Genomic DNA, 21,599 nt, shown 5'->3' with positions numbered 1-21,599 from the left:
CGCGGGCCGTGTTCACGTCCCCAGCATGCCCGCGGGACGTTCGTGCTCGAGCAGCCCGGTGAGCACCCGGTCCGGCGTGAGCGGGAGTTCCCGGAAGCGGATGCCCGTCGCGTGGTGGACGGCGTTGCCGACGGCCGCCGCCGAGCCGACGATGCCGATCTCGCCGATCCCCTTGCTGCCCATGGGGTTGAGGCGGGTGTCCTCCTCGTCGATCCAGTGCGCCTCCACGGCGGCGACGTCCGCGTGCGCCGGCACGTGGTAGGAGGCCAGGTCGGACTCGGTGAAGTCGCCGAACGCCGGGTCCATCGTGCTGTCCTCGGTCAGCGCCATGCCCAGGCCCATCGTCATGCCCCCGACGAACTGGGAGCGGGCCGTACGGGGGTTGAGGATGCGCCCGGCCGCGAACACGCCCAGCATCCGCGTCACCCGTACCTCGCCGGTGACCGTGTCGACGGTCACCTCGGCGAAGTGCGCGCCGAAGGCGTGCCGTGCGAACGGGCTCTCGGCGTCGGCGGCGCCGGTGGTGTCGGCGTCGGCCGCGACCCCCTCGTCGGGCAGCGGCCCCGGGTGCTCGGCCAGGCGGCCGGTCAGCCGGACGCACGCCTCGTGCACGGCCCAGCCCCAGGAGGCGGTCCCGGCGGAGCCGCCGGCCATGGGCGCGTACCCGATGTCGCTGTCGGCGACGTCGACCCGGACCCGGTCCAGCGGGACGCCGAGGGCGTCGGCCGCGATCTGCGCGCAGACCGTACGGGCACCGGTGCCGATGTCGGTGGCATTGACGCGGACGAGGAAACCGCCGTCGGGCAGGGCGCGCGCACGCGCGGCGCACGGCGACACGAGCACCGGATACGTGGCCGCCGCCACCCCGCTGCCGGTCAGCAGGGGCCCGGCGGCGCGCGACCGGGGGCGCGGGTCGCGCTCCTGCCAGCCGAAGCGGCGGGCGCCCTCGCGCAGGCACTCCACCAGATGCCGGCTGCTGAAGGGCCTGCCGCTGTCGGGCTCGTTCTCCGGTTCGTTGCGGATGCGCAGCTCCACCGGATCGACGCCGGTCGCGCAGGCGAGTTCGTCCACCGCCGACTCCAGCGCGTACATGCCCGGGCACTCGCCCGGGGCGCGCATCCAGGACGGGGTGGGCACGTCCAGCGGGACCACGCGGTGGAGCGTGCGCAGGGCGGGGGCGGCGTACATGACGCGCGCGGGGACGGCCGCCTGCTCGACGAACTCCTTCACCCGGGAGGTGTGCGTCGTGACCTCGTGGACGAGGGAGGTGAGTCGGCCGTCGGCGTCGGCGCCCAGGCGCAGCCGGTGCAGGGTCGGCGCGCGGTGGCCGACGACGGCGGGCAGGTGGCGGCGCGGCAGCGCCACGGTGACCGGCCGGCCGGTCACGCGCGCCGCCATCACGGCCAGCACCACGTCGGGGCGGGGCGTGCCCTTCGACCCGAAGCCACCGCCCACGTGCTCGGCGAGGACCGTGATCCGGTCCTCGGGCAGCTCGAACATCCTGGCCAGCTCCGCGCGCACGGCGCTGGTGCCCTGGCTGGACGAGTGCACCGTCAGCCGCTCGCCGTCCCAGTGTGCCGTGCTGGCGTGCGGCTCCATCGGGTGGTTGTGCAGCGGCGGCACCCGGTACTCGACGTCCAGCCGGGCCGCCGAGGAGGCGAGGGCGCCGTCCGGGTCGCCGTGTTCGGTGACGGACGGGAACCCGCCGTTGGCCGACTCGGGGACGTACGCCCGAGGGTGGGCGGCGGTCAGCGTCACGTCGTGGTCCTCCGCCTCGTAGGTGATCCGGACGGCGGCGGCCCCGGCCCGGGCCGCTTCCAGCGTCTCGGCCACCACCAGGCCCGCGTACCAGCCCCGGTGCGGGACCCGCGGGCCCTGCAGTACGGCCAGGACCGGGTCCTGCGGTTCCGCGAGCCGGGGCGCGTTCTCGTGCGTGAGCACCGCGAGTACGCCGGGCAGCGCGAGGGCGGGGGCGGTGTCGACGCCGGTGACCCGGCCGCGTGCCACCGCCGCGGGGACGGGCCAGGCATGGGCGCGGCCGGGGGCGTCGTGCTCGGCGGCGTACCGGGCGGAGCCGGTGACCTTGTCCCGTCCCTCCCGGCGCTCGACCGGAGCGCCCAGTACGGTCTCGGTGCCGGTCATGAGGTCCTCCTCGTGGACGCCGGGTTCAGGTCGTGGCGGGCGGAGCGAGCCGGCCCAGTACGTCCAGGGCCAGCCGACGGGCGAGCGGCACCTTGTAGGCGTTGTCCCGCAGCGGCTCGGCGGCGGCCAGCTCCAGGTCGACGGCGTGCTCGAACGCCGCCGAGGTGGGCGCCGCGCCCAGCAGCGCCGCCTCGGCCCGCCGGGCCCTCCAGGGCCGGTGCGCGAGCGCCCCGAAGGCGATGCCGACCCGGTCCACCACCCCGTCCGTCAGGTGCAGGACGGCGGCGACGGAGGCCAGGGCGAAGGCGTACGAGGCCCGGTCGCGGGCCTTGCGGTACGCCGACGGCAGCCCGGCGGTGCCGGCCGGCAGGACCACGCCGGTGATCAGCTCGCCGGGACGGATCTCCGTGTCCCGCTCCGGGTGCCGGCCCGGCAGCCGGTGGAAGTCGGCGGCGGGCACACTCCGCGCCCCCTCGGGGCCGTGCAGCTCCACGCGCGCGTCGAGGGCGGAGAGCGCCACCGCCATGTCCGAGGGGTGCGTGGCGATGCACTGCTCGGAGTGCCCGAGCACCGCGTGGTCGCGGTGCACGCCCTCCAGCGCACCGCAGCCGGTGCCGGGCGCACGCTTGTTGCAGGGCTTGGACAGGTCCTGGAAGTAGGGGCATCGGGTGCGCTGGAGCAGGTTGCCGCCCGTGGTGGCGGCGTTGCGGAGCTGCCCCGAGGCGCCCGCCAGCAGGGCCTGCGAGAGCGCGGGGTAGCGGTCGCGGACGGCGGGGTGGGCCGCGAGGTCGCTGTTGCGGACCGTCGAGCCGACGCGCAGCGAGCCGTCGGGCAGCTCCTCCACCCCGTCCAGTGGGAGCCGGGTGACGTCCACGAGGGCGGCGGGCGCCTCCACCCCCAGCTTCATCAGGTCGACGAGGTTGGTGCCGCCGCCGAGGTAGCGCGCACCGGGATGGGCGGCGAACGCGTCGGTGGCCTCCTCGACACTGGCGGCCCGTACGTAGGCGAACGGCTGCACTCAGACCACGTCCTCGACGGCGTCGGCGATGCGCGGGTAGGCACCGCACCGGCACAGGTTTCCGCTCAACCGCTCCCGGATCTCCTCCCGGTCCAGCGGGACCGGTTCGCCACAGGGGGCCCCGGGAGCGGTGACGTGGGACGGGTGCCCGGCCGCGGCCTCGGCGAGCACGCCGACCGCGGAGCAGATCTGGCCCGGGGTGCAGTACCCGCACTGGAAGGCGTCGCGCTCCAGGAACGCCCGCTGCACCGGGTGCAGGTCCCCGCCGTCCCCGGCGAGACCCTCGACGGTGGTGACGTCGCAGCCGTCCAGGGCGACGGCCAACTGCAGGCAGCTGTTGACGCGCCGCCCGTCCACCAGGACCGTGCAGGCGCCGCACTGACCGTGGTCGCAGCCCTTCTTGGCCCCCGCGAGCCCCAGATCCTCCCGCAGCAGGTCCAGCAGGACCCGGCGGTGGTCGACGGTGAGGGTGTGCGGTGCGCCGTTGACGCGGAGCGTGGTCCGCGATCGTGTCGCCTCCGGCGGAGAAGCGTGGGCGGTGCCCTCGTACTGGCTGTCCATGGCGTCGATGACCTTCCGGGGCGGGCCGTGCTGCTGTGCCGTTCCGCGTATCCACCTCGCGCGGACTGACACGTGAGGGTGCCCTCAGTCGGCGGCGCCCCGGCGGTCGGCCGGTCGTGCCGGTCGTGCCGGTCGTGCCGCCGGTCAGTCGCCGCCTTCGGCCGCCGGGCGGGAGGCGTCCTCGCCGGGGGAGGGGCGCGGTGCCCGGATGACGCCCCTGAAGCGTTCGAGCGTGCGGGTCAGGCCGCGCAGCGGGGACGCCGGGGACGCCTGGGGCGGGGGCCCGGCCGGGGCGGAACCGGCCGGCTCCCGGTACGCGGCCAGGGCCTCGGCCGCGCGCTCGGCCGCCTCCCGGTACAGGTCCCGGGACTGCGTCATGGCCTCCAGCGCCTCGGCGTACATGGCCACCAGCTTGCGCTCGCGGTCCAGTTCCTCCGCCAGGGTCAGCAGCCGCCAGTCCTCCCGCAGCGCGGCGAGCGCCTCCTGCGCGTCCTCCGGCAGCGGCCTCGGCAGCGCGGCGAAGGAGGTCACCGCCGCGATCAGCTCGGTCGGCTCGGAACCGTCCAGGAAGACGGAGCGGACGGAGAAGTCCCCGGACGCGTAGGCGGACGGGGCCGGAGTGCCGGGCAGGACCACGGCGCCGCCGCGCGGGACCTGGACGCCGAAGTCCTCCAGGGCCCAGTTCACCACCCGCAGCTGCTGCGGCGCGGCGCGGTGCTCGACCACGCGGTGCCGCAGACCGGGCGGCAGCCGGTCCGCCAGCGGCACCCGGCCGCGGTGGTCGGGGGTCATCGCCTCGTGCACGACGACGTGGACGCCCCACGGGCTGCGCCCGGCGTCCTTGAGCAGCCGGCGTACGGCCTTGTCGTCGTCCGGCAGGGTGTTGATGCCCCGCAGCCGCAGCCCGGTGGCGGCGTCGCGGTCCCAGGTGACCTCGGGGTCGTCGGGCCAGAACATGGTGGCGGGCGAGGGCCAGGCGTCGTCCCAGGCTTCCTCGGCCTCGGCGAGGAGGGTCCACTCCCGGCCGCCCGCCGAGGCCGCCGCCAGGATCAGCCTGGCCCGTACGGTGACGGCCCCGGGGGCCTGCCAGCGGGCCTCGAAGACGCGTACACCGGTGGCTGCCTCGTCCGGCTGCTCCGTGGGCAGTTCCAGGAAGTCGTCGATGACGCGGTGGTCCTTCAGCCCCTCCAGGGTGTGCCGGACGGAGTCCTGTGCCGCGGATCCGACGTGGCGGCCGCGAGCGGCCCACACCGTGGGCGGAGTCGTGGGGCGTGCGGTGGCAGAGGTCGGCATGAGTCCATCGGGAGGCAGGAGAACGGGCGGGCGGGGGGCCTGTCCGGCGGATCACGCCGGAGCGCGGACCGGGCGCAGGCGCCCGCCCGCGACCCGATCCGCCGGACGGGCCCGAGGCCAGTATCGTCGCCGCAGGTCAGGGGTGAGCACGCGGGGGGCCGCCGACCGGGCGGGCCGCGGCACCGCGCACGGTGCGGGGTCCGGGGCGAGGGGCACGTGGGGGGTCAGGCCGACGCGCGCCCACCTCCCCCGGATGAGGGAACGGGGCTGGGGCCGGGTGCTGTACGTCGCGAGCGATCTCGGCCGTCGCCGTCCCGGCCGAGATGATCCACCACGGCGTGTCCAGACGGCGCTGCTCGGGGCCGGCCGCGGCTTCGCCGTGGAGGCGGCGGGCAGCGGCGTCACGGTGAACCGCGTCATCGCCGGACCCATGTACACGGAGGGCGTCGAGGACTTCGTGCACCAACGGGTCGACCGCGACCTGCCCTGGGACGCGGCCCAGCGCGCCTTCATGCGCGAACACCGTCCGCAGTCGCTGCTCCAGCGGCTGATCGGACCCGAGGAGGTCGCCAACCTCATGGTGTACCTCAGCTCCCCGCAGGCGTCCGCCACGACCGGCGCGGCCGTCCGGGTCGACGGGGGATACGGCGACTCGATCCTGCCGTGGCGGACCGGAGCGCGGACCGGCCCGCCGCCCGGTTCCACCGGCGAGATCCCCGGCGGCCTCCTCCGCCGTACGGCCCCGGCGGGGTCACGCGTCCGGTGCCGCGCGCCGCCGGTCCGCGTCGTCCCAGGCACGGGTGTCGCGCGGCTCCACGTACGGCTCCTCCTCGGGCGGATGGCCGCCGTCGATCACCCGCTGCCGGGCCAGCTCGGCGTCGAACTCCAGGCCGAGCAGAATGGCCAGGTTCGTCACCCACAGCCAGACCAGGAAGATGATGACGCCGGCCAGGGTGCCGTACGTCTTGTTGTACGAGCCGAAGTTGGCCACGTAGAAGGCGAACCCGGCGGAGGCGACCAGCCAGATCAGCAGGGCGAGCACGCTGCCCGGCGAGATCCACCTGAAGCCCTTGACCCGGGCGTTCGGCGTGGCCCAGTACAGGATCGCGATCATGAACGTGACGAGGACGACCAGCACCGGCCACTTGGCGATCGCCCACGCCGTCATCGCGGTGTCGCCGACGCCCAGTGCGGTGCCGACCTGCTCGGCCAGGCTGCCGGTGAACACGACGATGAGCGCGCTGACCACGGCGAGGACCAGCAGCACCACGGTCAGGGCCACCCGCAGCGGCAGTACCTTCCACACCGGCCGGCCCTCGGGCACGTCGTAGACCGCGTTCGCCGAGCGGATGAAGGCGGCCACGTACCCGGACGCCGACCAGACGGCACCGGCCAGGCCCACCACGGCGAGCACGGAGCCGAGGCCCGCCTTGGCCTGCAGTTGCTCCACCGCGTCGGTGATGATGTCCCGGGCCGCACCGGGCGTGAGCTTCTGGATGTTGTCCAGGACCTCCTGGGTGGCGGACTGCCCGGCGATGCCGAGCAGGGAGACCAGCACCAGCAGGGCCGGGAACAGCGACAGGATCCCGTAGTAGGTCAGGGCGGCGGCGCGGTCGGTCAGCTCGTCGTCCTTGAACTCGGAGATCACGCGCCGCAGCAGCGCGGTCCACGAGTGCTTCGGCAGGTCGGTGGGGGAGTCGGGAGCGGCGCGCTCGGCGGAGGCGTCCGGACCGTAGTCCTCGGTCGCCCTCCGGTCCGGTGTTCCGTCCGCCGGGTCGTCCTTCGGGTGCTTCCCGCGATGGGGGAGGTGCAGTCGGGCCATGGCCCCAGGGTTGCCCGTCCGGCCCGGTCCACGCTCCGGCCGGTCCACGCTCCGGCCGGTCCACGCTCCGGTGGGTCCGCGCCCCGGCCGCTCCACACCCCCGGCCGGTCCGGGCCGCGGTGCGCGGGACGCGCGTCCGGTGTGCGGCGGGTCACCCGGGCCGGCGCCCTCACCCACCACCGTCCGGCGGACGGGTCCCGCCCCTCATCCGCAGCGGGGCGGGCCGGCCCGTCCGACCCCGCCCCGGCCGGTGTCCGCCCGGCCGCCGGCAGTGTCCCGCGTCGCGCGCACGTTCCTCTGGAAAATGCCAAAGCGCTCACCGAACGCGTGCACATTCCGTAGTCTCAGCGTCACGTTCGCGGTACTGCCGTGCAGGGGAGGGGATCCGGCGTGCCCGGAATCGACGAGAGTCTGCTGGAAGCCATGCGACTGCCCGGCGCACGGGGCGCGTCGCTGGTCGACTGGATCAGCGGGCTCGTCCTGGGCGCGGTGGGGGACGCACCGGGCGGTGACTGGGAGGCGACGGCGGCGGAGACCGCGGAGCTGGCCCGGCACGTCGCGGAGAGCGGCTCCCTGGCGCCGGCGGGCGACAGCGGCGCCGGCCCGCGCAAGGAGCCGTCGGTCGAGGACATGATCGCCACCACGGCCGACGCCTACCACCTGCTCAGGTTCGTCAGCACCCCTTTCGACAGCACCGTCTTCCTCCACCTGTGGCTGGCCCGCAACGACGGAAACCTCGCGCTGGCCCGCATCCGGCTGGCCGAGATGGCCGATCGGCTGGTGCTCGGGTGACCGGGGTGACGACGGCCTGGGCCGGGTACGACACGACGTCGGCGGCCCTCACCGCACTCGCGGACGAAGGCGCGACCGGTGCCCTCTCGGGTGAGCGGGGCATCGTCTACCTGTCGTCGGGCCGGGTCGTGCACGTGGAGTCGGCCTTCACCCCGGACCTCGGCGCGCTGCTCACCCGCAGCGGCGCCGTCGCCCCGGACGGCTGGTGGGACGCGGTCGACCGGGGCGGAACGCAGCACCGGGTCGGGCACCGGCTCGTGGACAGCGGCCGGCTCACCGCCGGTGCGCTGGAACTCTGCCACCTCGGCGCGCTCTTCGACGCGGCGTACTTCGTCCTCGCCCACGACACGCGCGCGCACCGCTTCCGGCCCGGAGCCGCGCACTGGCTCGGTGCGGTCCGGTCCGTGCCCGTGGAGACCGTCGTACGCGAGTCCGCCCGACGGCGCGCCCTGCTGGACCGCATATGGCCGGACCCCGACATCGACACCGTCCCCCTCACCCGGGTGCCCGACGCCGGCCCCGTCGGCCTGCCGGTGCGGCGGGGACGGACCCTGACGCAGGTCGACGGCGTCCGCACCGCCGCGGAGATCGCCTCGGTGCTCGCCTGTCGCACGTACCACACCCTCGTCGAACTGCGCCGCCTGGCCGCCGACGGCCTCGTCACCGCCGCGCCGCCCGCGCCCCGCGCACCGGCCGCCCCGCCGCACGGTGTCGTGTGGGACGACCCGGACGCGGCCCTGCTGCGACGGCTTCGAGACGCCTTGGAGGCCCTGTGATCCGCGCGCGCCGCCAGCGTGCCGAAAGGAGACTGCTCATGGCCGTCGAGAGCGACGTCCTGGACGAACTGCACCGACTGCGCAACCGTGTGCCCCAGTTGACCGGATCGCTCGCGGCCACCGTCGACGGACTCGTCCTCGCCCACGACGCGCCGGGAACCGAACCCGAGGGACTCGCCGCGCTGACCGCCGCCGCCCTCGGCGTCGCCCACCGCATGGCCGAGGACACCGCGCGCGGCGGGTTCCGTGAGCTGCTGCTGCGCGGGGCCGACGGCTACGTCGCCGTCTACGCCGCAGGTCCGGCCGCCGTGCTCACCCTGCTCGCCGACGACCGGGTCAACGTGGGGCGGCTGCACCTGGAGGGCCGGCGCAGCGGCGCCCGGATAGGGGAACTCGTCGTGGCCCGCATCGGCCAGGAGCGTGGTCGCGCCCCGGCCGCCGAACACGTCGCGGCGCTCCCCGCGGACGCCCTGCGCCCCATCGGCACCCTGCCGGTGCGCACCCCGCAGCGGCCCACCCACCAACCGAGCCCCCGGGCCGGCGGCCACCGCCGGCCGACCTGACCCCACGACCGAGTGCCGGCCTCCTGACCGCGTACCGGCCTCGGGCCCCGACCACGTATCGACCCCACCACCGCGTACACACCCGACGACCGCGTACCGGTCCACCACCGCGTACTGATCACGTCCGGAAAGGAACCCACGCATGGCCAACCTGGAGACCTCGCTCAAGGAATGCCTCAGCTCCATCGACGGAGCGACCGCCGCCGCGCTGGTCGACTACACCAGCGGAATGGCCCTCGGCACGCTGGGCGGAGGCAAGGACTTCAACCTGGAGGTCGCCGCCGCCGGCAACACCGACGTCGTGCGGTCCAAGCTGCGCACCATGGAGCACCTCGGTCTGAAGGAGGAGATCGAGGACATCCTGATAACCCTGAGCACCCAGTACCACATGATCCGCCTGCTCAAGGGACGCGGCGGCAACGGGCTGTTCCTCTACCTGGTGCTCGACGCGAACCGTGCCAACCTGGCGATGGCCCGTCACCAACTGCGCCGGATCGAGACCGAACTGGAGGTCTGAGCCCGGACGGACCGCTCGACGGGGCGGGCGGGGGCGACACCCGCCCCCGCCCGCCCGTCGCGTCGGTCCGCCGCCGGGCGGGGCACCGATCGCTTCCAGAAACTGTCCGGCGGAGCCGTGGGCAGTACGGTCACCGTAGGAAAGCCACCGGAACGCGGCCGGTGCCGGTGCCTCGCGGTGAGACCCCGGCACCGGCCGCCGGAACTCAGGCGCCGCTCTCCCGGAGCATGTCCTCACGCTCGACGAGCTTCACGCGCGCACGCCCCTGCGGCTCGCCCAGCGCCCTCTCCGCGGCGTCCAGGCGGTACCAGCCGTCCCAGGTGGTGAAGCGGACGTTCCGCTCGGCGAGGAAGGCGTCCACCGCCTCCGGAGCGGGCGAGGCGGGCGTCTGCAGCCGGCCGTGCGCGTAGTCGTCCAGCAGGTTGGACACCGTCTCGTTGGCGTCGCCCTTGGTGTGCCCGATCAGACCGACCGGGCCGCGCCGGATCCAGCCGGTGACGTACGTCGACTGCAGGTGCTCGCCGGACTCCTGGACGACCCGGCCGCCCTCGTCCGGGACCGTGCCCGAGTCGATGTCCCAGGGCAGCTTGGGAAGCTGGTCGGACAGGTAGCCCACGGCCCGGTAGACCGCCTGGACGTCCCAGTCCTTGAACTCGCCGGTGCCCTTGACGTTGCCGGTGCCGTCCAGCGCGGTGCGCTCGGTGCGCAGGCCGACGACCCTGCCGTCCTCGCCGAGGATCTCGGAGGGCGACTCGAAGAAGTGCAGGAACAGCTTGTGCGGCCGGTCGCCGACGTCGCGGATCGCCCAGTTCTCCAGGGTCTTGGCGACCATGTCGGCCTGCTTGTTGCCGCGTCGGGTGGCGATCGAGCCGTCGTCGTAGTCGATGTCCTCGGGGTCGACGATGACCTCGATGTTCGGGGAGTGGTCCAGCTCCCGCAGCTCCATCGGGCTGAACTTCGCCTGTGCCGGACCGCGGCGGCCGAAGACGTGGATCTCCAGCGCCTTGTTGGCCTTGAGGCCCTCGTGGACGTTCGGCGGGATCTCGGTCGGCAGCAGTTCGTCCGCGGTCTTCGCCAGGACGCGGGCCACGTCGAGGGCGACGTTGCCGACACCGAGGACGGCGACCTTCTCCGCCTCGAGCGGCCAGGTGCGCGGCACGTCCGGGTGGCCGTCGTACCAGGAGACGAAGTCGGCCGCGCCGTAGGAGCCGTCGAGGTCGATGCCGGGGATGGACAGAGCGCGGTCGGCCGTGGCGCCGGTGGCGAAGATCACACCGTCGTAGAAGGTCCGCAGATCGTCCAGGCTCAGGTCGGTCGGGTAGTCCACATTGCCGAAGAGGCGGATCTGCGGCTTGTCGAGCACCTGGTGCAGGGCGGTGATGATGCCCTTGATCCGCGGGTGGTCGGGAGCGACGCCGTACCGGATCAGTCCGAACGGGGCGGGCATGCGCTCGAAGATGTCGATGGAGACGCCCGGGTCGGCGGCCACTTCGGACTTGAGCAGCGCGTCGGCGGCGTAGATCCCGGCGGGGCCGGATCCGACGATGGCGACCCGCAGAGGGCGGGGCATGTTCGATTCCCTTCGAGCGGCGACAGATCGACTCACCGGGAAGCCTAAACTAAGGCATGCCTAAGTCGGTACGCGGGTCCGGCCTATGAGGGCATAAGGCCGACTTATGAGATCTCACGGTTGTCCTTTGTGGCGCGGGTTTCAGATCTCCACCACGGGTGACGCAGGCGTGGGGCGCGGCGAGCGCGTCCCGCACCCGTCTCATGAGGAACGAGGGGAGCCCCCGTGCACCGTCCGGACGAACGCCCGGATCCCGACCGGTGGCGGGGCCTGTGGGTGACGCTGGTCGCCGGCTTCATGACGCTGCTGGACGTGACGATCGTCGCCGTCGCCCTGCCGTCCCTGCAGCGCGAACTGCACGCCTCGGCGGCGTCCGTGCAGTGGGTGGTGTCCGGCTACGCCCTCGCGTTCGCCCTGACCCTGGTCACGGCCGGCCGGATCGGCGACGCGTTCGGCAGACGCCGGGTCTTCCTCGCCGCGCTGGCCGCCTTCGTGGTCTGCAGCGCCGCGGCGGGGGCCGCGCCCGGCATCGAACTGCTGGTGGTCGCCCGCATCGCCCAGGGAGTCGCCGCGGGCAGCCTCGCGCCGCAGAACTCGGCGCTCATCCAGCAACTGTTCCGGGGCGCGGAGCGAGGACGGGCGTTCGGGCTCTTCGGTGCCACCGTGGGGGTGTCCAGCGCGGTGGGGCCGGTCGTCGGCGGCCTCATCCTGGCACTGGCGGGCCCCGGGGGCTGGCGGTGGATCTTCTACGTCAACGTGCCGGTCGGCGTGCTGGCGCTCCTGCTGGGCCTGCGCCTGCTGCCCCGGGTGGCGCCCGGCGGCCGGGGCCGGCTGGACCCGGTGGGTGTCGTGCTCCTCGGCGCCGGCATCCTGGCCCTGATGCTGCCCCTGGTGCTCGCCGAGGGTGGCGGGGTGGGCAGGGTGTGGTGGCTGTTTCCGGTGGGGGCGCTCGTCCTGGCCGCCTTCGCGCGCTGGGAGCGCCGCGTCGCCCACCGCGGCGGGGAGCCGCTGCTGGACCCCGCGCTGCTCACCGAGACCCGCGGCTACGCCACCGGCGCGGGCCTGGCCGCCCTGTACTTCGTTGGGTTCAGCGGCGTGTGGCTCGTCTTCGCGCTCTTCTTCCAGAACGGGCTGGGCTACTCGCCCCTCATGTCCGGACTGGCGGTGACCCCGTTCGCCGTGGGTTCCGCCGTCGCCGCGGCCGTGGCGGGCCGGCTCGTGGAACGTCTGGGGCGGCTGCTGACCGTCTGGGGGCTCGTCGGCGTGATGACCGGACTGGGCGTCACCACGCTGGTGCTGTGGCTCGCGCCCGCCGACCGTGCCGCCCTGCTCGCGGCTCCGGCCCTGCTGGTCGGGGGGCTCGGCAGCGGCTGTGTGATCTCCCCGAACATCACCATGACGCTGCGGGACGTCCCGGTGCGGATGGCGGGCGCCGCCGGGGGTGCCCTGCAGACGGGGCAGCGGCTGGGCGGCGCCGTGGGCACCGCCGCGCTGCCCGGGCTCTTCTACCTGACGCTCAACGCCCACGACGACTACCAGGACGCCGTGGCCCTGTCGGTCGGCTCCGGGGTCGCCGCCATGCTGTGCGCGCTGGCCGTCGCGGTCCTCGACTGGCGGCGGGACCGCTCCGGCGGTGACGGGCGCTGCCCGCCGGAGGCGTCCCACAGCCACACCCACGCGGGTCACGGCTGAGACGGGCCTCCGGCGGCACCGGCCCGGCGGGTTCAGCGGCGCTTGCCGAACCTGCGCAGCATCTGCTGGGCCTGCGCCCGACGGCGGGGGTCCGAGGCGGCCCGACGGGCCTGTTCGGTCACGCGACGGCCCTGGGGGCTGCGCGCGAACCGCTTGATCCGGTTCAGTACTCCGGCCATGACGTTCCTCCGAGTCGACGACGGATCTGCCTTGACGCTCCGCCTACCCCGCGGTCGTCCGGTCACCCCGGCGGCCGTCCGCGGGTTTGACGCCGGCGAGCCGGGCGACCCGTAGGGGCGGGACATCACAAGCCAACGCCGAGAGGTGGACCACTGTGGCCGGCAATCAGAAGTCCAAGGCCAAGACGGAGCAGGCCGAGGGGAAGGCCAAGGAAACGGTCGGCCGGGCCGTCGGCAACGAGAGGATGACGGCCGAGGGCCGCGCCGAGCAGTCCAAGGGCGATGCCCGGCAGGCCAAGGAGAAGGGCAAGGACGCGTTCCGGCACTGACACCGGAACGGACGGCGGCACATGGGCCGCGGAACCGGCACACGGCCGGTCCCGCGGCCCGCGTCGTGCCCGGTGGGGCCCGCGTCGTGCCCGGTGGAGCCCGCTCGGGGGCGGTGGGGCCGGTCGATGGGACAGCTGTCTCCGTACACGTGCCGGTCCGGCGGCGGGCCGGGGTCCGGGTCGCCGCCGCCCTCCCACAGGGGGACGCGCTGCGCCGTGCCGCCCCGGCCGGTGTCGCGGGGGGACTCCTCCTGTTCCGCGGTCCGGGAGCGGCGCCCGCCTCCGTCAGGGCACCGGCTGCTCGGCCCAGATGACCTTTCCGGCCGGTGTGTAACGCGTCCCCCAGCGCTCGGCGAGCTGCGCGACGAGGAAGAGTCCGCGTCCGCCCTCGTCCGTCATGGCCGCGTAGCGAAGGTGCGGCGAAGTACTGCTGCTGTCGAACACCTCGCAGATCAGGCTGCGGTCGTGCACCATCCTGACCTGCACGGTCTCCCCGCCGTACCGGATGGCGTTGGTGACCAGCTCGCTCAGGATCAGCTCCGTCGTGAACGCCAGCTCGTCCAGCCCCCACGCGGCCAGCCGCCGTGTGACCCGGGCCCGCACCTCGCCGACCGCCGCCGGGTCGTTCGGGACCTGCCACTCGGCGACCCGGTCGGGACCGAGCGCACGGGTGCGGGCGACCAGCAGGGCGATGTCGTCCCCCGGCCGGTCCGGGAGCCGGGCGTCGAGGACGGTCCGGCAGGTTTCCTCGGGTGACTCGCCGGCCGACTCCAGCGCCCGGCGCAGGTGCTCCAGGCCGACGTCGATGTCGTGCTCCCGGTCCTCGACCAGCCCGTCGGTGTACAGCACCAGCCGGCTGCCCTCCGCCAGGTGCAGCTCGGTCGTCTCGAACGGGAGGCCGCCCAGGCCCAGGGGCGGACCGGCGGGTACCTCGGGGAACTCCACGCTGCCGTCGGGCCGGATCAGCGCCGGCGGCGGGTGCCCCGCCCGGGCCGCCACACAGGTGCCGGAAACCGGGTCGTAGATCGCGTAGAGGCAGGTCGCGCCGGTGACCGGGGCGGTGCCGTCGTCGGCCGCCTCGTCCTGGTCGATGCGGCCGACCAGCTCGTCCAGCAGACCGAGCAGCTCGTCGGGCGGCAGGTCGAGGGCGGTGAAGTTGTGCACCGCCGTCCGCAGCCGCCCCATGGTGGCCGCGGCGTGCAACCCGTGACCGACGACGTCGCCGACCACGAGCGCGACACGGGCGCCCGACAGGGGCAGTACGTCGAACCAGTCCCCGCCGACCCCCGCCTGGGCGGGCAGGTACCGGTAGGCCACGTCCAGGGCGTTCTGTTCGGGCATCCTGCGGGGCAGCAGACTGCGCTGGAGGGTCACCGCCATGCTGTGCTCGCGCGTGTAGCGGCGCGCGTTGTCGATGGAGACCGCGGCGCGTGCGACCAGCTCCTCGGCCAGGGCCAGTTCGTCCTCGTCGAACGGCTCGGGCCTCTCCGAACGCCAGAAGCTGACCACCCCGAGCGTCAGGGTGCCCGCGCGCAGCGGCACGGTGATCAGCGAGTGGACGCCGTACGCCACGACCTGGGCGGAGCGTTCGAGGTCCTGGGCCTGCCAGCCCCGGGCCTTGCCGAGCCGGGGCTCCAGCACGGGCCGCCCGGTGTCCAGGGACCGGCCCTGCGGGGAGGTCGCCACGAAGCGCAGCTTCCGGCCCGCCGGGTAGAGCGGGACGTCCTCGCGGATGCCCCTGAGGGCCGTGCGGCGCAACGGGGTCACGCCCTCCGGCTGGCCGCCGGCCAGTACGGTGTCGAACAGGTCCACGCTCACGTAGTCCGCGAACCGGGGCACGGCCAGCTCCGCCAGCTCCTCGGCGGTCCGGCCGACGTCCAGTCCGGTGCCGACGGCCACGCCCGCGGCGTACAGGATGTCCAGGCGTTCGCGCGCGGTCTCGGCCCGGCCGGACAGGGACCGCAGCTCCGTGGAGTCGCGGAGGGTGGCGACGCTGCCGGCCGGGCCGCCCCGTACGTCCGTGGGCCGCTGGTTGACCGCCAGCAACCGGTCCTTGACCAGGTGGACCTCGTCGGTGGCGACCCGCCCGGAGGTCAGCAGCTCCGCCGTGTCGTCCGGGAGGCCGAGGCGCAGGACGTGCCGTCCCTCGGCGTCGGGCGGCAGGTCGAGCAGGCGCCGCGCCTCGTCGTTGGCGAGCAGCAGCCGGCCCTCCCCGCCGACGATGAGCACGCCTTCCCGGACGCTGTGCAGGACCGCGTCGTGGTGTTCGTACATCCGGGTCATCTCGTGCGGTCCCAGGCCGTGCGTCTGCCGCAGCAGGCGCCGGCTGACGAGCGCGGTGCCGCCGGTGGCCAGAGCGAGCCCGACGGCCGCGGCGGTCAGCACCAGCGGCAGCTGCCGGTCGGCGACGCCGCCCACGTTCTCCGTCGTGATGCCGGCCGAGACGAGGCCCACGACCTCTCCGTCGGCCGCCTCGACGGGGACCACCGCCTGGACCAGCGGGCCGATGGTCCCCTCGATCTCCTCGGTCACCGTCTCCCCGGCCAGCGCGGGGGCGATGTCCCCCACGAACTGCTTGCCGATCCGGTCGGGCTTGGGATGGGTGTAGCGGATCCCGTCGGTGTTCATGACGACGACGAAGTCCACGCCGGTCGCCTCGCGCGTCGCCTCCGCCCGCGGCTGGAGGACCGCGGTGGGGTCGGGGGCGCGCAGCGCCTCGCGGATGCCGGGGGAGTTCGCGAACGTCGCGGCCACGGAGACCGACCGGTTGCGGGCCTCCACGTCGCTGTCGTGCCGTACCTGGAGCACCAGCGCGACGGCCGCGGCGACCACGAGCAGCAGCACGATGACCACGTTCATGGCGAAGACCTGGCCGGCGACGCTGCGTCCGGACAGGGCCGAGCGCAGCGCCGCGGTGCGCCGCCGTCCCGCGTCCTCTCCCCGCCGTGGCCGGCCCGCGTCCCGCCGGTGCCGGACGGGCGGGACGCTGGGACGACGGGGTGACCGTTCTCCCGATCGACCCCTCAGTCGGACCATGTGCCCATGTCTACACTGCCGGGCCCGGGGAGGCGAGGGACGCCTTCGGTGACGGGACGGACCGCGGGGCCGGGGCCCGCAGGCGCGCTCACCGCGGCCCGCCGTGCCGGCGGCGGGTGGCGAGCAGCAGGGCGATGTCGTCGGGGCGGTCCGTGGCGTGGCGGGCGGTGACGATGAGCCGGTCGGCGATGCCCGCCAGCGGAGGGCCACCCGGCCGTGCGTCGGCCGCGCCGGCCTCGGACAGGGCCAGTCCGAGGGCGGTGATGCCCTCGTCGATGTCGGTGCCGGGCCGCTCCACCAGCCCGTCCGTGTACAGGGCGAGCACGGCGCCGGGGCCGATCCGGAACTCCGTCAGCGGGTACCGGGCGCCGGGGTCCACGCCGAGCACCACCCCGCCGGGCAGGTCCAGCGCCTCGGTGCGTCCGTCCGGGTGGCGCAGAAGGGGCGGCGGGTGTCCCGCGCGGGCCGCGCAGACCCGTCCGGTGGCCGGGTCCAGCCGGAGGTAGCAGCAGCTCGCGAAGAGACCCGGGTCCAGATCGGTCAGCAGGTGGTTGACGCCGCTCAGCACCTCGTCGGGCGGCCGGTCGCCGAGGGCGAAGGCGCGCACGGCGCTGCGCAGTTGCCCCATGGTGGCCGCCGCCTGCACCCCGTGCCCCTGTACGTCGCCGATGACCAGGGCCATGCCGTCCCCCGAGGCGACGACGTCGTACCAGTCCCCGCCCACGTCCATGCCCTGGGTCCCGGGCACATAGCGTCCCGCGGTCTCCAGCAGGGGGTGCGCCGGCAGCCGCCGGGGCAGGAGCACCCGTTGAAGCCCCCGGGCGAGTGCGGTCTCCGACTCGTAGCGCCGGGCCCTCTCCATCGCCTGCGCGATCACCCCGGCGAGGGCGGTGAGCACCGTGCGCTCCTCGGTGCCGAAGCTGCGGACGCGGTCGAAACCGAGGATGCACGAGCCGACCGGGCGTCCGGAGGCGATCAGCGGCAGGAAGGCGCGGGCGCCCTCCGCGGCGTCCAGCGGGATGCCGGGGTACGCGGCGGCCAGCGCCTGCATCGAGCCGAAGAAGAGCGGCCGGCCGCTGGTCAGCGTCTCCACCCCGGGCAGCCGGGCGTCCAGCGCCACCCCCTCGAAGGGCGCCAGGAAGCCGGGCGGGAAGCCGGTCTCCCAGGCCAGGTGCAGGTGCCGCTCCTGGAGCAGGTAGATGGCGAGCCGTCGGCCGCCGAACGCCGGGAGCAGTTCCCGCATGACCACGGCGGACACCTGGCGGGCGGTGACCGCCTCGGTGAGGGCCACGGCCAGGACGATCGGGCGGTACACGGGCGCCGTGACGGCGGCGGCGTCCGGCGCGGGGGCGTCGGCCGTCACCGCCCCCGGGGTGTCGTGGCCGGGGGTGAGACCGGCGGTCGCGTCCGCCACCCGGTTGGCCGGGCGGAGCGCGACGGTCAGCAGGTCCGGCCCGGGGTGCACGTCGACGGCGAGCCAGTCCCCCTCGTAAGGCTGCGGCGTGGTGCGGCGGCTGCCGTCGGGCGGGCGCCGGACGTGGAAGCGGACCGGCCCGGGGGTGAGCAGAGCGCCGCGCAGGTGGTCCTCGCAGGCGGCCTGGTCCAGCCAGGGCACGGCCTCCCAGAGGGAACGGCCGCGCAGCCGTGCCCGCGGCCGGCCCAGCAGTTCGGCGGCGCGCCGGTTGGCGTAGACGATCGTGCCCAGCCGGTCCATGCAGAACACGCCGTCCGGCAGCAGGTCGGCCGCCGCGTCGGCCACGGTGGTGGTGGACGGGTCGCGTACGACGCCCCGCACCGCTCCGCCGGCGCCCGGCGGGCCCTGGGGGCGCCACAGCTCCACCAGGAGCAGGGCGCCGTCCGCGGTCCGCACGTGCAGGGGGAGCGGGGCCGGCAGGCCGCCGGCCGTCTGGCGCAGGGCCGCGGCGATCCGGTGACCGTCGTCGGGAGCCAGGGTGCGGGTGAGGGCGTCGAGCGTGGTCGCGGCCTCCCCGGCGATCCGGTCCGGGCCGAGCAGGGCGCGCAGCGGCTCGTCGAGGAGGACGGCGCCGGTGGTCGGGTCCCAGGCGAAGCTTCCGGCGTGCTGCGGGTGCCGTACCGACGCGGGCGGCCGGACGCACAGGGGTTCGCCGTCCCAGAGGGCGGGCGGCGCGTCGGGACCGTCGCCCAGCCGTTCCAGTGCCGCGCCCAGCTCCCGCGCCAGCCGCTCCATCCGCTCCACGCCCTCGACCACCTCGGCGATGTCCGAGGCGGCGGGCCGCAGGACGGTCAGGACGCCGTACGTCCGCGCCGCGCCGACGACGGGCACGTACAGGGACCCGAAGGGGAACGGCAGGCCGGCCGCGAACTGCGGATAGCGGCGCATCGTCTCGGCGGCGTTGGCGAGCACCACCCGCACCCCCCGCCGGAAGGCGTCGGCCACGGGGAAGGGGCTGTCGGTGTGGAGCTGCCACCAGGGTCTGAACAGCGGTCCCGGCAGCCCGGCGAGGACGGCCAGCCGCAGCAGGCCGGGCGTGCGGGAGGGGAGGTAGACCCCGCCGGCGTGGCCGTCGGCGGCGCTGATCGCGTGGGCGGAGGCGTCGATCAGCAGCTCCGGCAGCCTCGCGGGCATCCGGTCTGCGTCGTCGGCGCCTGCAGTCATCGGCCCCACCTCGTCCGTGCGCCGTCACGCGGGCGACACACCAAGGATGCGCCACGGACCCGGGTGGCGCACGCGGTCGGGCCGTACGGGTGAGCGCGACGGGCGTTGACCTCGCGGGCCGGAGTCCGTAACCTCCTCCGCGACATTCGGAAAGCTGAACGAAACTTTCGAATGGTCTCGCCCTTCCGAACGGCCTCCGCACACCGATTCAGGGAACGGGATGACATGCGCATGACTCTGTTACGACTGGCGGGAGCCGCCACCGCCGGCCTCGTGGCCGCCGCGGCGCTCACGACCGCGGCCCACTCCGCCGAAGCCGCCGACACGCTCGGGTCGGCGGCGGCCGGCCAGGGCCGCTCCTTCGGTGCCGCCGTCGCCGCGAACCACCTCGACGAGGCCGGCTACACCGCCACGCTGAACCGCGAGTTCACCTCGGCGACCCCCGAGAACGAGATGAAGTGGGACGCCACCGAGCCCACCCGCGGCACCTTCACCTTCGCGGCCGCCGACCAAGTCGTGAACCACGCCCGCGGCCAGGGCATGGACGTCCGCGGTCACACCCTGGTCTGGCACTCCCAGCTGCCCCCCTGGGTGGGCGGTCTCGGCGCGGCCGACCTGCGCACCGCCATGAACGACCACATCAACCGCGTGATGGGTCACTACAAGGGCCGGATCCACAGCTGGGACGTGGTCAACGAGGCGTTCCAGGACGGCGGCAGCGGGGCCCGGCGCAGCTCGCCGTTCCAGGACAAGCTGGGCGACGGCTTCATCGAGGAGGCGTTCCGCACCGCCCGCGCCGCCGACCCGGCCGCCAAGCTCTGCTACAACGACTACAACACCGACGGCGTCAACGCGAAGAGCACCGCCGTCTACCGGATGGTCCAGGACTTCAGGTCCCGTGGCGTGCCCATCGACTGCGTCGGATTCCAGGGGCACTTCAACGGCAACTCCCCGGTCCCCGCCGACTTCCAGGCCAACCTCCAGCGCTTCGCCGACCTCGGCGTCGACGTCCAGATCACCGAGCTCGACATCGAGGGCTCCGGCACCGCCCAGGCCGACAGCTACGCCCGCGTGGTCACGGCCTGCCTCGCCGTGGACCGCTGCACCGGCATCACCGTCTGGGGCGTGACCGACAGGTACTCGTGGCGCAGCGCCGGCACCCCGCTGCTGTTCGACGGCGACTACCGTGCCAAGCCCGCCTACGGCGCCGTCCTCACGGCCCTCGGCGGTGACGGCGGCGGTGACCCGGGCGACGGCACGGCGTCCTGCACCGCCACGTACACCCGGACCGCGGACTGGAACGGCGGCTACAACGGCCAGGTCACCATCACCGCGGGCAGCGAGCCCATCGGCTCCTGGTCGACGACCGTCACCTTCCCCTCGCCGCAACGGGTCCAGGCGGCCTGGAACGCCACGACCACCTGGGACGGCGGCGGCAGCGTCATGACGGCCCGGCCGAGCTGGAACGGCCCCCTGGCGGCCGGCGCGTCGACCAGCTTCGGCTTCACCGTGACGAAGAACGGCAGCGACGCCGCGCCCGCGGTCGGAGCCTGCACCGCCTCCTGAACCGCCCGGCGCACCGGCCTTTCGGGCCCGACGAGGCCCGGCGGGCCGGTGCGCCCCCTCGCGTGCCCGACACCGACCGGGACGGCGCGCTGTACGGCACACTCGGCCCGAGCCTGTCCGAATAACGGCGAGTCCGGCGGAAGTTGGGGCAAAGAGATCGCGAGCAGCGCCCCGGTGCGTATCGTGAAGGGCCGGGGCCCGCGCTCTCCTCTATCGGCCCCGTACCGGACGGTGAGGCTCTGTATGACTCCGGCGCGCAGACCCGATGCCGCGGACGCACCGGTCGTGTCCACGGTGGTGGAGTTCAGGGGCGGTTCGGCGATGATCCCGGCCTCCCGGGACGTCGTGCACGGCTTCGTCGCGAGACTCGCCGCGCAGGGCGTGGAACCGGCCGACACCTTCCTGGACGCCGCCCGCCTGGTCGTCAGCGAGCTGGTGACCAACGCGCTCCGTCACGCTCCCGGCCCCTGCCGCCTGGAGCTGACGCTGGCGGAGGACGGCGTGGAGATCGCGGTGTCGGACACGGGGGAGGGCTATCCCACCTTCCTGCCCCGCGACCCCCTGCGGGTGGGCCGGCACGGTCTGGAGATCGTGACCCGGCTGTGCGACGAGGTCATCACCAAACCCAACGCCACGGGCAAGACCGTCCACGCGCGCCTGCCGCTGCGCTGACGCGCCCCGCCTCAGGAGGCCAGGGCCTGGTCGACGGTCGGGAAGCAGCTGATGAGCGTGTCGACGCCCACGAGCTGCAGCACGCGCTCCACGGCGTGCTGCGGCGCGGCGATCCGGAACCAGACGCCGCGGGACTCCGCGGCCCGGTGGGCGGTGATGAGCACGTTGATGCCGCTGGAGTCCAGGAAGCCCACCTCGCCGAAGTCGACGACCGTGCCCGGAGTCGTCTGCACGCAGGACAGCAGGACGTCGCTGAGCTGGCTGCTGCCGTCGAGATCGACCTCACCGGCGAGGGTGACGACGCTGACGCCGTCGCCCGTGGTGGTACGGGTGATCAGCAGCCGCTCCGGTACTGCCGCTCCCTCGATGTCCGCCACGTTTTCCTCACCTCTCGCATATGCCCGGCCGTCGTCGGTCGCTCGATGTTAAGGCT

Annotated in this window: 18 protein-coding genes and 1 pseudogene; 9 read left to right on the top strand and 10 right to left on the bottom strand. The window is 74.5% G+C overall.

Going from position 1 to position 21,599, the window contains the following annotated elements; translation table 11 throughout:
* Nucleotides 1-12 precede the first annotated feature (12 nt).
* The 4 genes from ACVV2G_RS16120 to ACVV2G_RS16105 form a co-directional block, all read right to left on the bottom strand.
* Nucleotides 13-2,142, bottom strand: coding sequence for a xanthine dehydrogenase family protein molybdopterin-binding subunit (locus ACVV2G_RS16120; protein ID WP_453843372.1), 2,130 nt, complete (start codon nucleotides 2,140-2,142; stop codon nucleotides 13-15).
* 25 nt (nucleotides 2,143-2,167) lie between these two features.
* Entirely contained in the window at nucleotides 2,168-3,160 is a 993-nt protein-coding gene (locus tag ACVV2G_RS16115) for an FAD binding domain-containing protein (RefSeq protein ID WP_453843371.1), read from the bottom strand.
* Nucleotides 3,161-3,721, bottom strand: a complete 561-nt coding sequence (locus ACVV2G_RS16110) for a (2Fe-2S)-binding protein (RefSeq protein ID WP_453843370.1) — start codon at nucleotides 3,719-3,721, stop codon at nucleotides 3,161-3,163.
* A 144-nt stretch (nucleotides 3,722-3,865) separates the two neighbouring features.
* Entirely contained in the window at nucleotides 3,866-5,014 is a 1,149-nt protein-coding gene (locus tag ACVV2G_RS16105) for a hypothetical protein (RefSeq protein ID WP_453843369.1), read from the bottom strand.
* On the opposite strand from ACVV2G_RS16105, the pseudogene ACVV2G_RS16100 reads away from it, so the two are divergent.
* A pseudogene (locus ACVV2G_RS16100) lies at nucleotides 5,013-5,648 on the top strand (SDR family oxidoreductase); the annotation flags it as partial. The gene ACVV2G_RS16105 and the pseudogene ACVV2G_RS16100 sit on opposite strands and share 2 nt — an antisense overlap.
* Before the next feature lie 117 nt (nucleotides 5,649-5,765).
* Here the strand turns inward: ACVV2G_RS16100 and ACVV2G_RS16095 are convergent.
* Nucleotides 5,766-6,836 (bottom strand): YihY/virulence factor BrkB family protein, encoded by a 1,071-nt coding sequence (locus ACVV2G_RS16095; RefSeq protein ID WP_453843368.1) that lies wholly within the window; start codon nucleotides 6,834-6,836, stop codon nucleotides 5,766-5,768.
* Nucleotides 6,837-7,226: 390 nt separating this feature from the next.
* Here ACVV2G_RS16095 and ACVV2G_RS16090 point away from each other — a divergent pair, with 390 nt between their 5' ends.
* The 4 genes from ACVV2G_RS16090 (at nucleotide 7,227) to ACVV2G_RS16075 (ending at nucleotide 9,484) form a co-directional block, all read left to right on the top strand.
* Nucleotides 7,227-7,628, top strand: coding sequence for a hypothetical protein (locus ACVV2G_RS16090; protein WP_453843367.1), 402 nt, complete (start codon nucleotides 7,227-7,229; stop codon nucleotides 7,626-7,628).
* Nucleotides 7,629-7,633: 5 nt separating this feature from the next.
* Entirely contained in the window at nucleotides 7,634-8,404 is a 771-nt protein-coding gene (locus ACVV2G_RS16085) for a hypothetical protein (RefSeq protein ID WP_453843520.1), read from the top strand.
* 38 nt (nucleotides 8,405-8,442) lie between these two features.
* Nucleotides 8,443-8,967: a roadblock/LC7 domain-containing protein gene (locus ACVV2G_RS16080; protein ID WP_453843366.1), complete on the top strand. Its 525-nt coding sequence runs from the start codon at nucleotides 8,443-8,445 to the stop codon at nucleotides 8,965-8,967.
* Between the two features lie 142 nt (nucleotides 8,968-9,109).
* Nucleotides 9,110-9,484, top strand: coding sequence for a roadblock/LC7 domain-containing protein (locus ACVV2G_RS16075; RefSeq protein ID WP_453843365.1), 375 nt, complete (start codon nucleotides 9,110-9,112; stop codon nucleotides 9,482-9,484).
* Between the two features lie 205 nt (nucleotides 9,485-9,689).
* Here ACVV2G_RS16075 and ACVV2G_RS16070 read toward each other — a convergent pair whose 3' ends face one another.
* Nucleotides 9,690-11,054, bottom strand: a complete 1,365-nt coding sequence (locus ACVV2G_RS16070; protein WP_453843364.1) for an FAD-dependent oxidoreductase — start codon at nucleotides 11,052-11,054, stop codon at nucleotides 9,690-9,692.
* Nucleotides 11,055-11,279: 225 nt separating this feature from the next.
* Here ACVV2G_RS16070 and ACVV2G_RS16065 point away from each other — a divergent pair, with 225 nt between their 5' ends.
* On the top strand, nucleotides 11,280-12,746 hold the full coding sequence (locus ACVV2G_RS16065; RefSeq protein WP_453843363.1) for an MFS transporter: 1,467 nt from the start codon (nucleotides 11,280-11,282) through the stop codon (nucleotides 12,744-12,746).
* Between the two features lie 32 nt (nucleotides 12,747-12,778).
* Here the strand turns inward: ACVV2G_RS16065 and ACVV2G_RS16060 are convergent, their stop codons facing one another.
* On the bottom strand, nucleotides 12,779-12,925 hold the full coding sequence (locus tag ACVV2G_RS16060) for a hypothetical protein (protein WP_453843362.1): 147 nt from the start codon (nucleotides 12,923-12,925) through the stop codon (nucleotides 12,779-12,781).
* Nucleotides 12,926-13,080: 155 nt separating this feature from the next.
* On the opposite strand from ACVV2G_RS16060, the gene ACVV2G_RS16055 reads away from it, so the two are divergent.
* Entirely contained in the window at nucleotides 13,081-13,254 is a 174-nt protein-coding gene (locus ACVV2G_RS16055) for a CsbD family protein (protein ID WP_453843361.1), read from the top strand.
* Nucleotides 13,255-13,539: 285 nt separating this feature from the next.
* Here ACVV2G_RS16055 and ACVV2G_RS16050 read toward each other — a convergent pair whose 3' ends face one another.
* Both ACVV2G_RS16050 and ACVV2G_RS16045 read right to left on the bottom strand, forming a co-directional pair.
* Nucleotides 13,540-16,290 carry a SpoIIE family protein phosphatase gene (locus ACVV2G_RS16050; RefSeq protein WP_453843360.1) on the bottom strand — a complete coding sequence of 917 codons (2,751 nt, stop codon included), beginning with the start codon at nucleotides 16,288-16,290 and terminating at the stop codon, nucleotides 13,540-13,542.
* Between the two features lie 88 nt (nucleotides 16,291-16,378).
* Nucleotides 16,379-18,928 carry a SpoIIE family protein phosphatase gene (locus tag ACVV2G_RS16045; protein WP_453843359.1) on the bottom strand — a complete coding sequence of 850 codons (2,550 nt, stop codon included), beginning with the start codon at nucleotides 18,926-18,928 and terminating at the stop codon, nucleotides 16,379-16,381.
* Between the two features lie 225 nt (nucleotides 18,929-19,153).
* On the opposite strand from ACVV2G_RS16045, the gene ACVV2G_RS16040 reads away from it, so the two are divergent.
* Both ACVV2G_RS16040 and ACVV2G_RS16035 read left to right on the top strand, forming a co-directional pair.
* Nucleotides 19,154-20,494 (top strand): endo-1,4-beta-xylanase, encoded by a 1,341-nt coding sequence (locus ACVV2G_RS16040; RefSeq protein ID WP_453843358.1) that lies wholly within the window; start codon nucleotides 19,154-19,156, stop codon nucleotides 20,492-20,494.
* Nucleotides 20,495-20,779: 285 nt separating this feature from the next.
* A complete protein-coding gene (locus tag ACVV2G_RS16035) occupies nucleotides 20,780-21,166 on the top strand; it encodes an ATP-binding protein (RefSeq protein ID WP_453843357.1) in 387 nt (128 codons plus the stop codon).
* A gap of 11 nt (nucleotides 21,167-21,177) precedes the next feature.
* Here the strand turns inward: ACVV2G_RS16035 and ACVV2G_RS16030 are convergent, their stop codons facing one another.
* Nucleotides 21,178-21,543, bottom strand: a complete 366-nt coding sequence (locus tag ACVV2G_RS16030) for an STAS domain-containing protein (RefSeq protein ID WP_453843356.1) — start codon at nucleotides 21,541-21,543, stop codon at nucleotides 21,178-21,180.
* Between the last annotated feature and the right edge of the window lie 56 nt (nucleotides 21,544-21,599).

Source organism: Streptomyces sp. JK94 (assembly GCF_053613315.1).
Note: the sequence above shows the minus strand (reverse complement) of the source record. Positions and strands in the feature narration are given on the sequence as shown.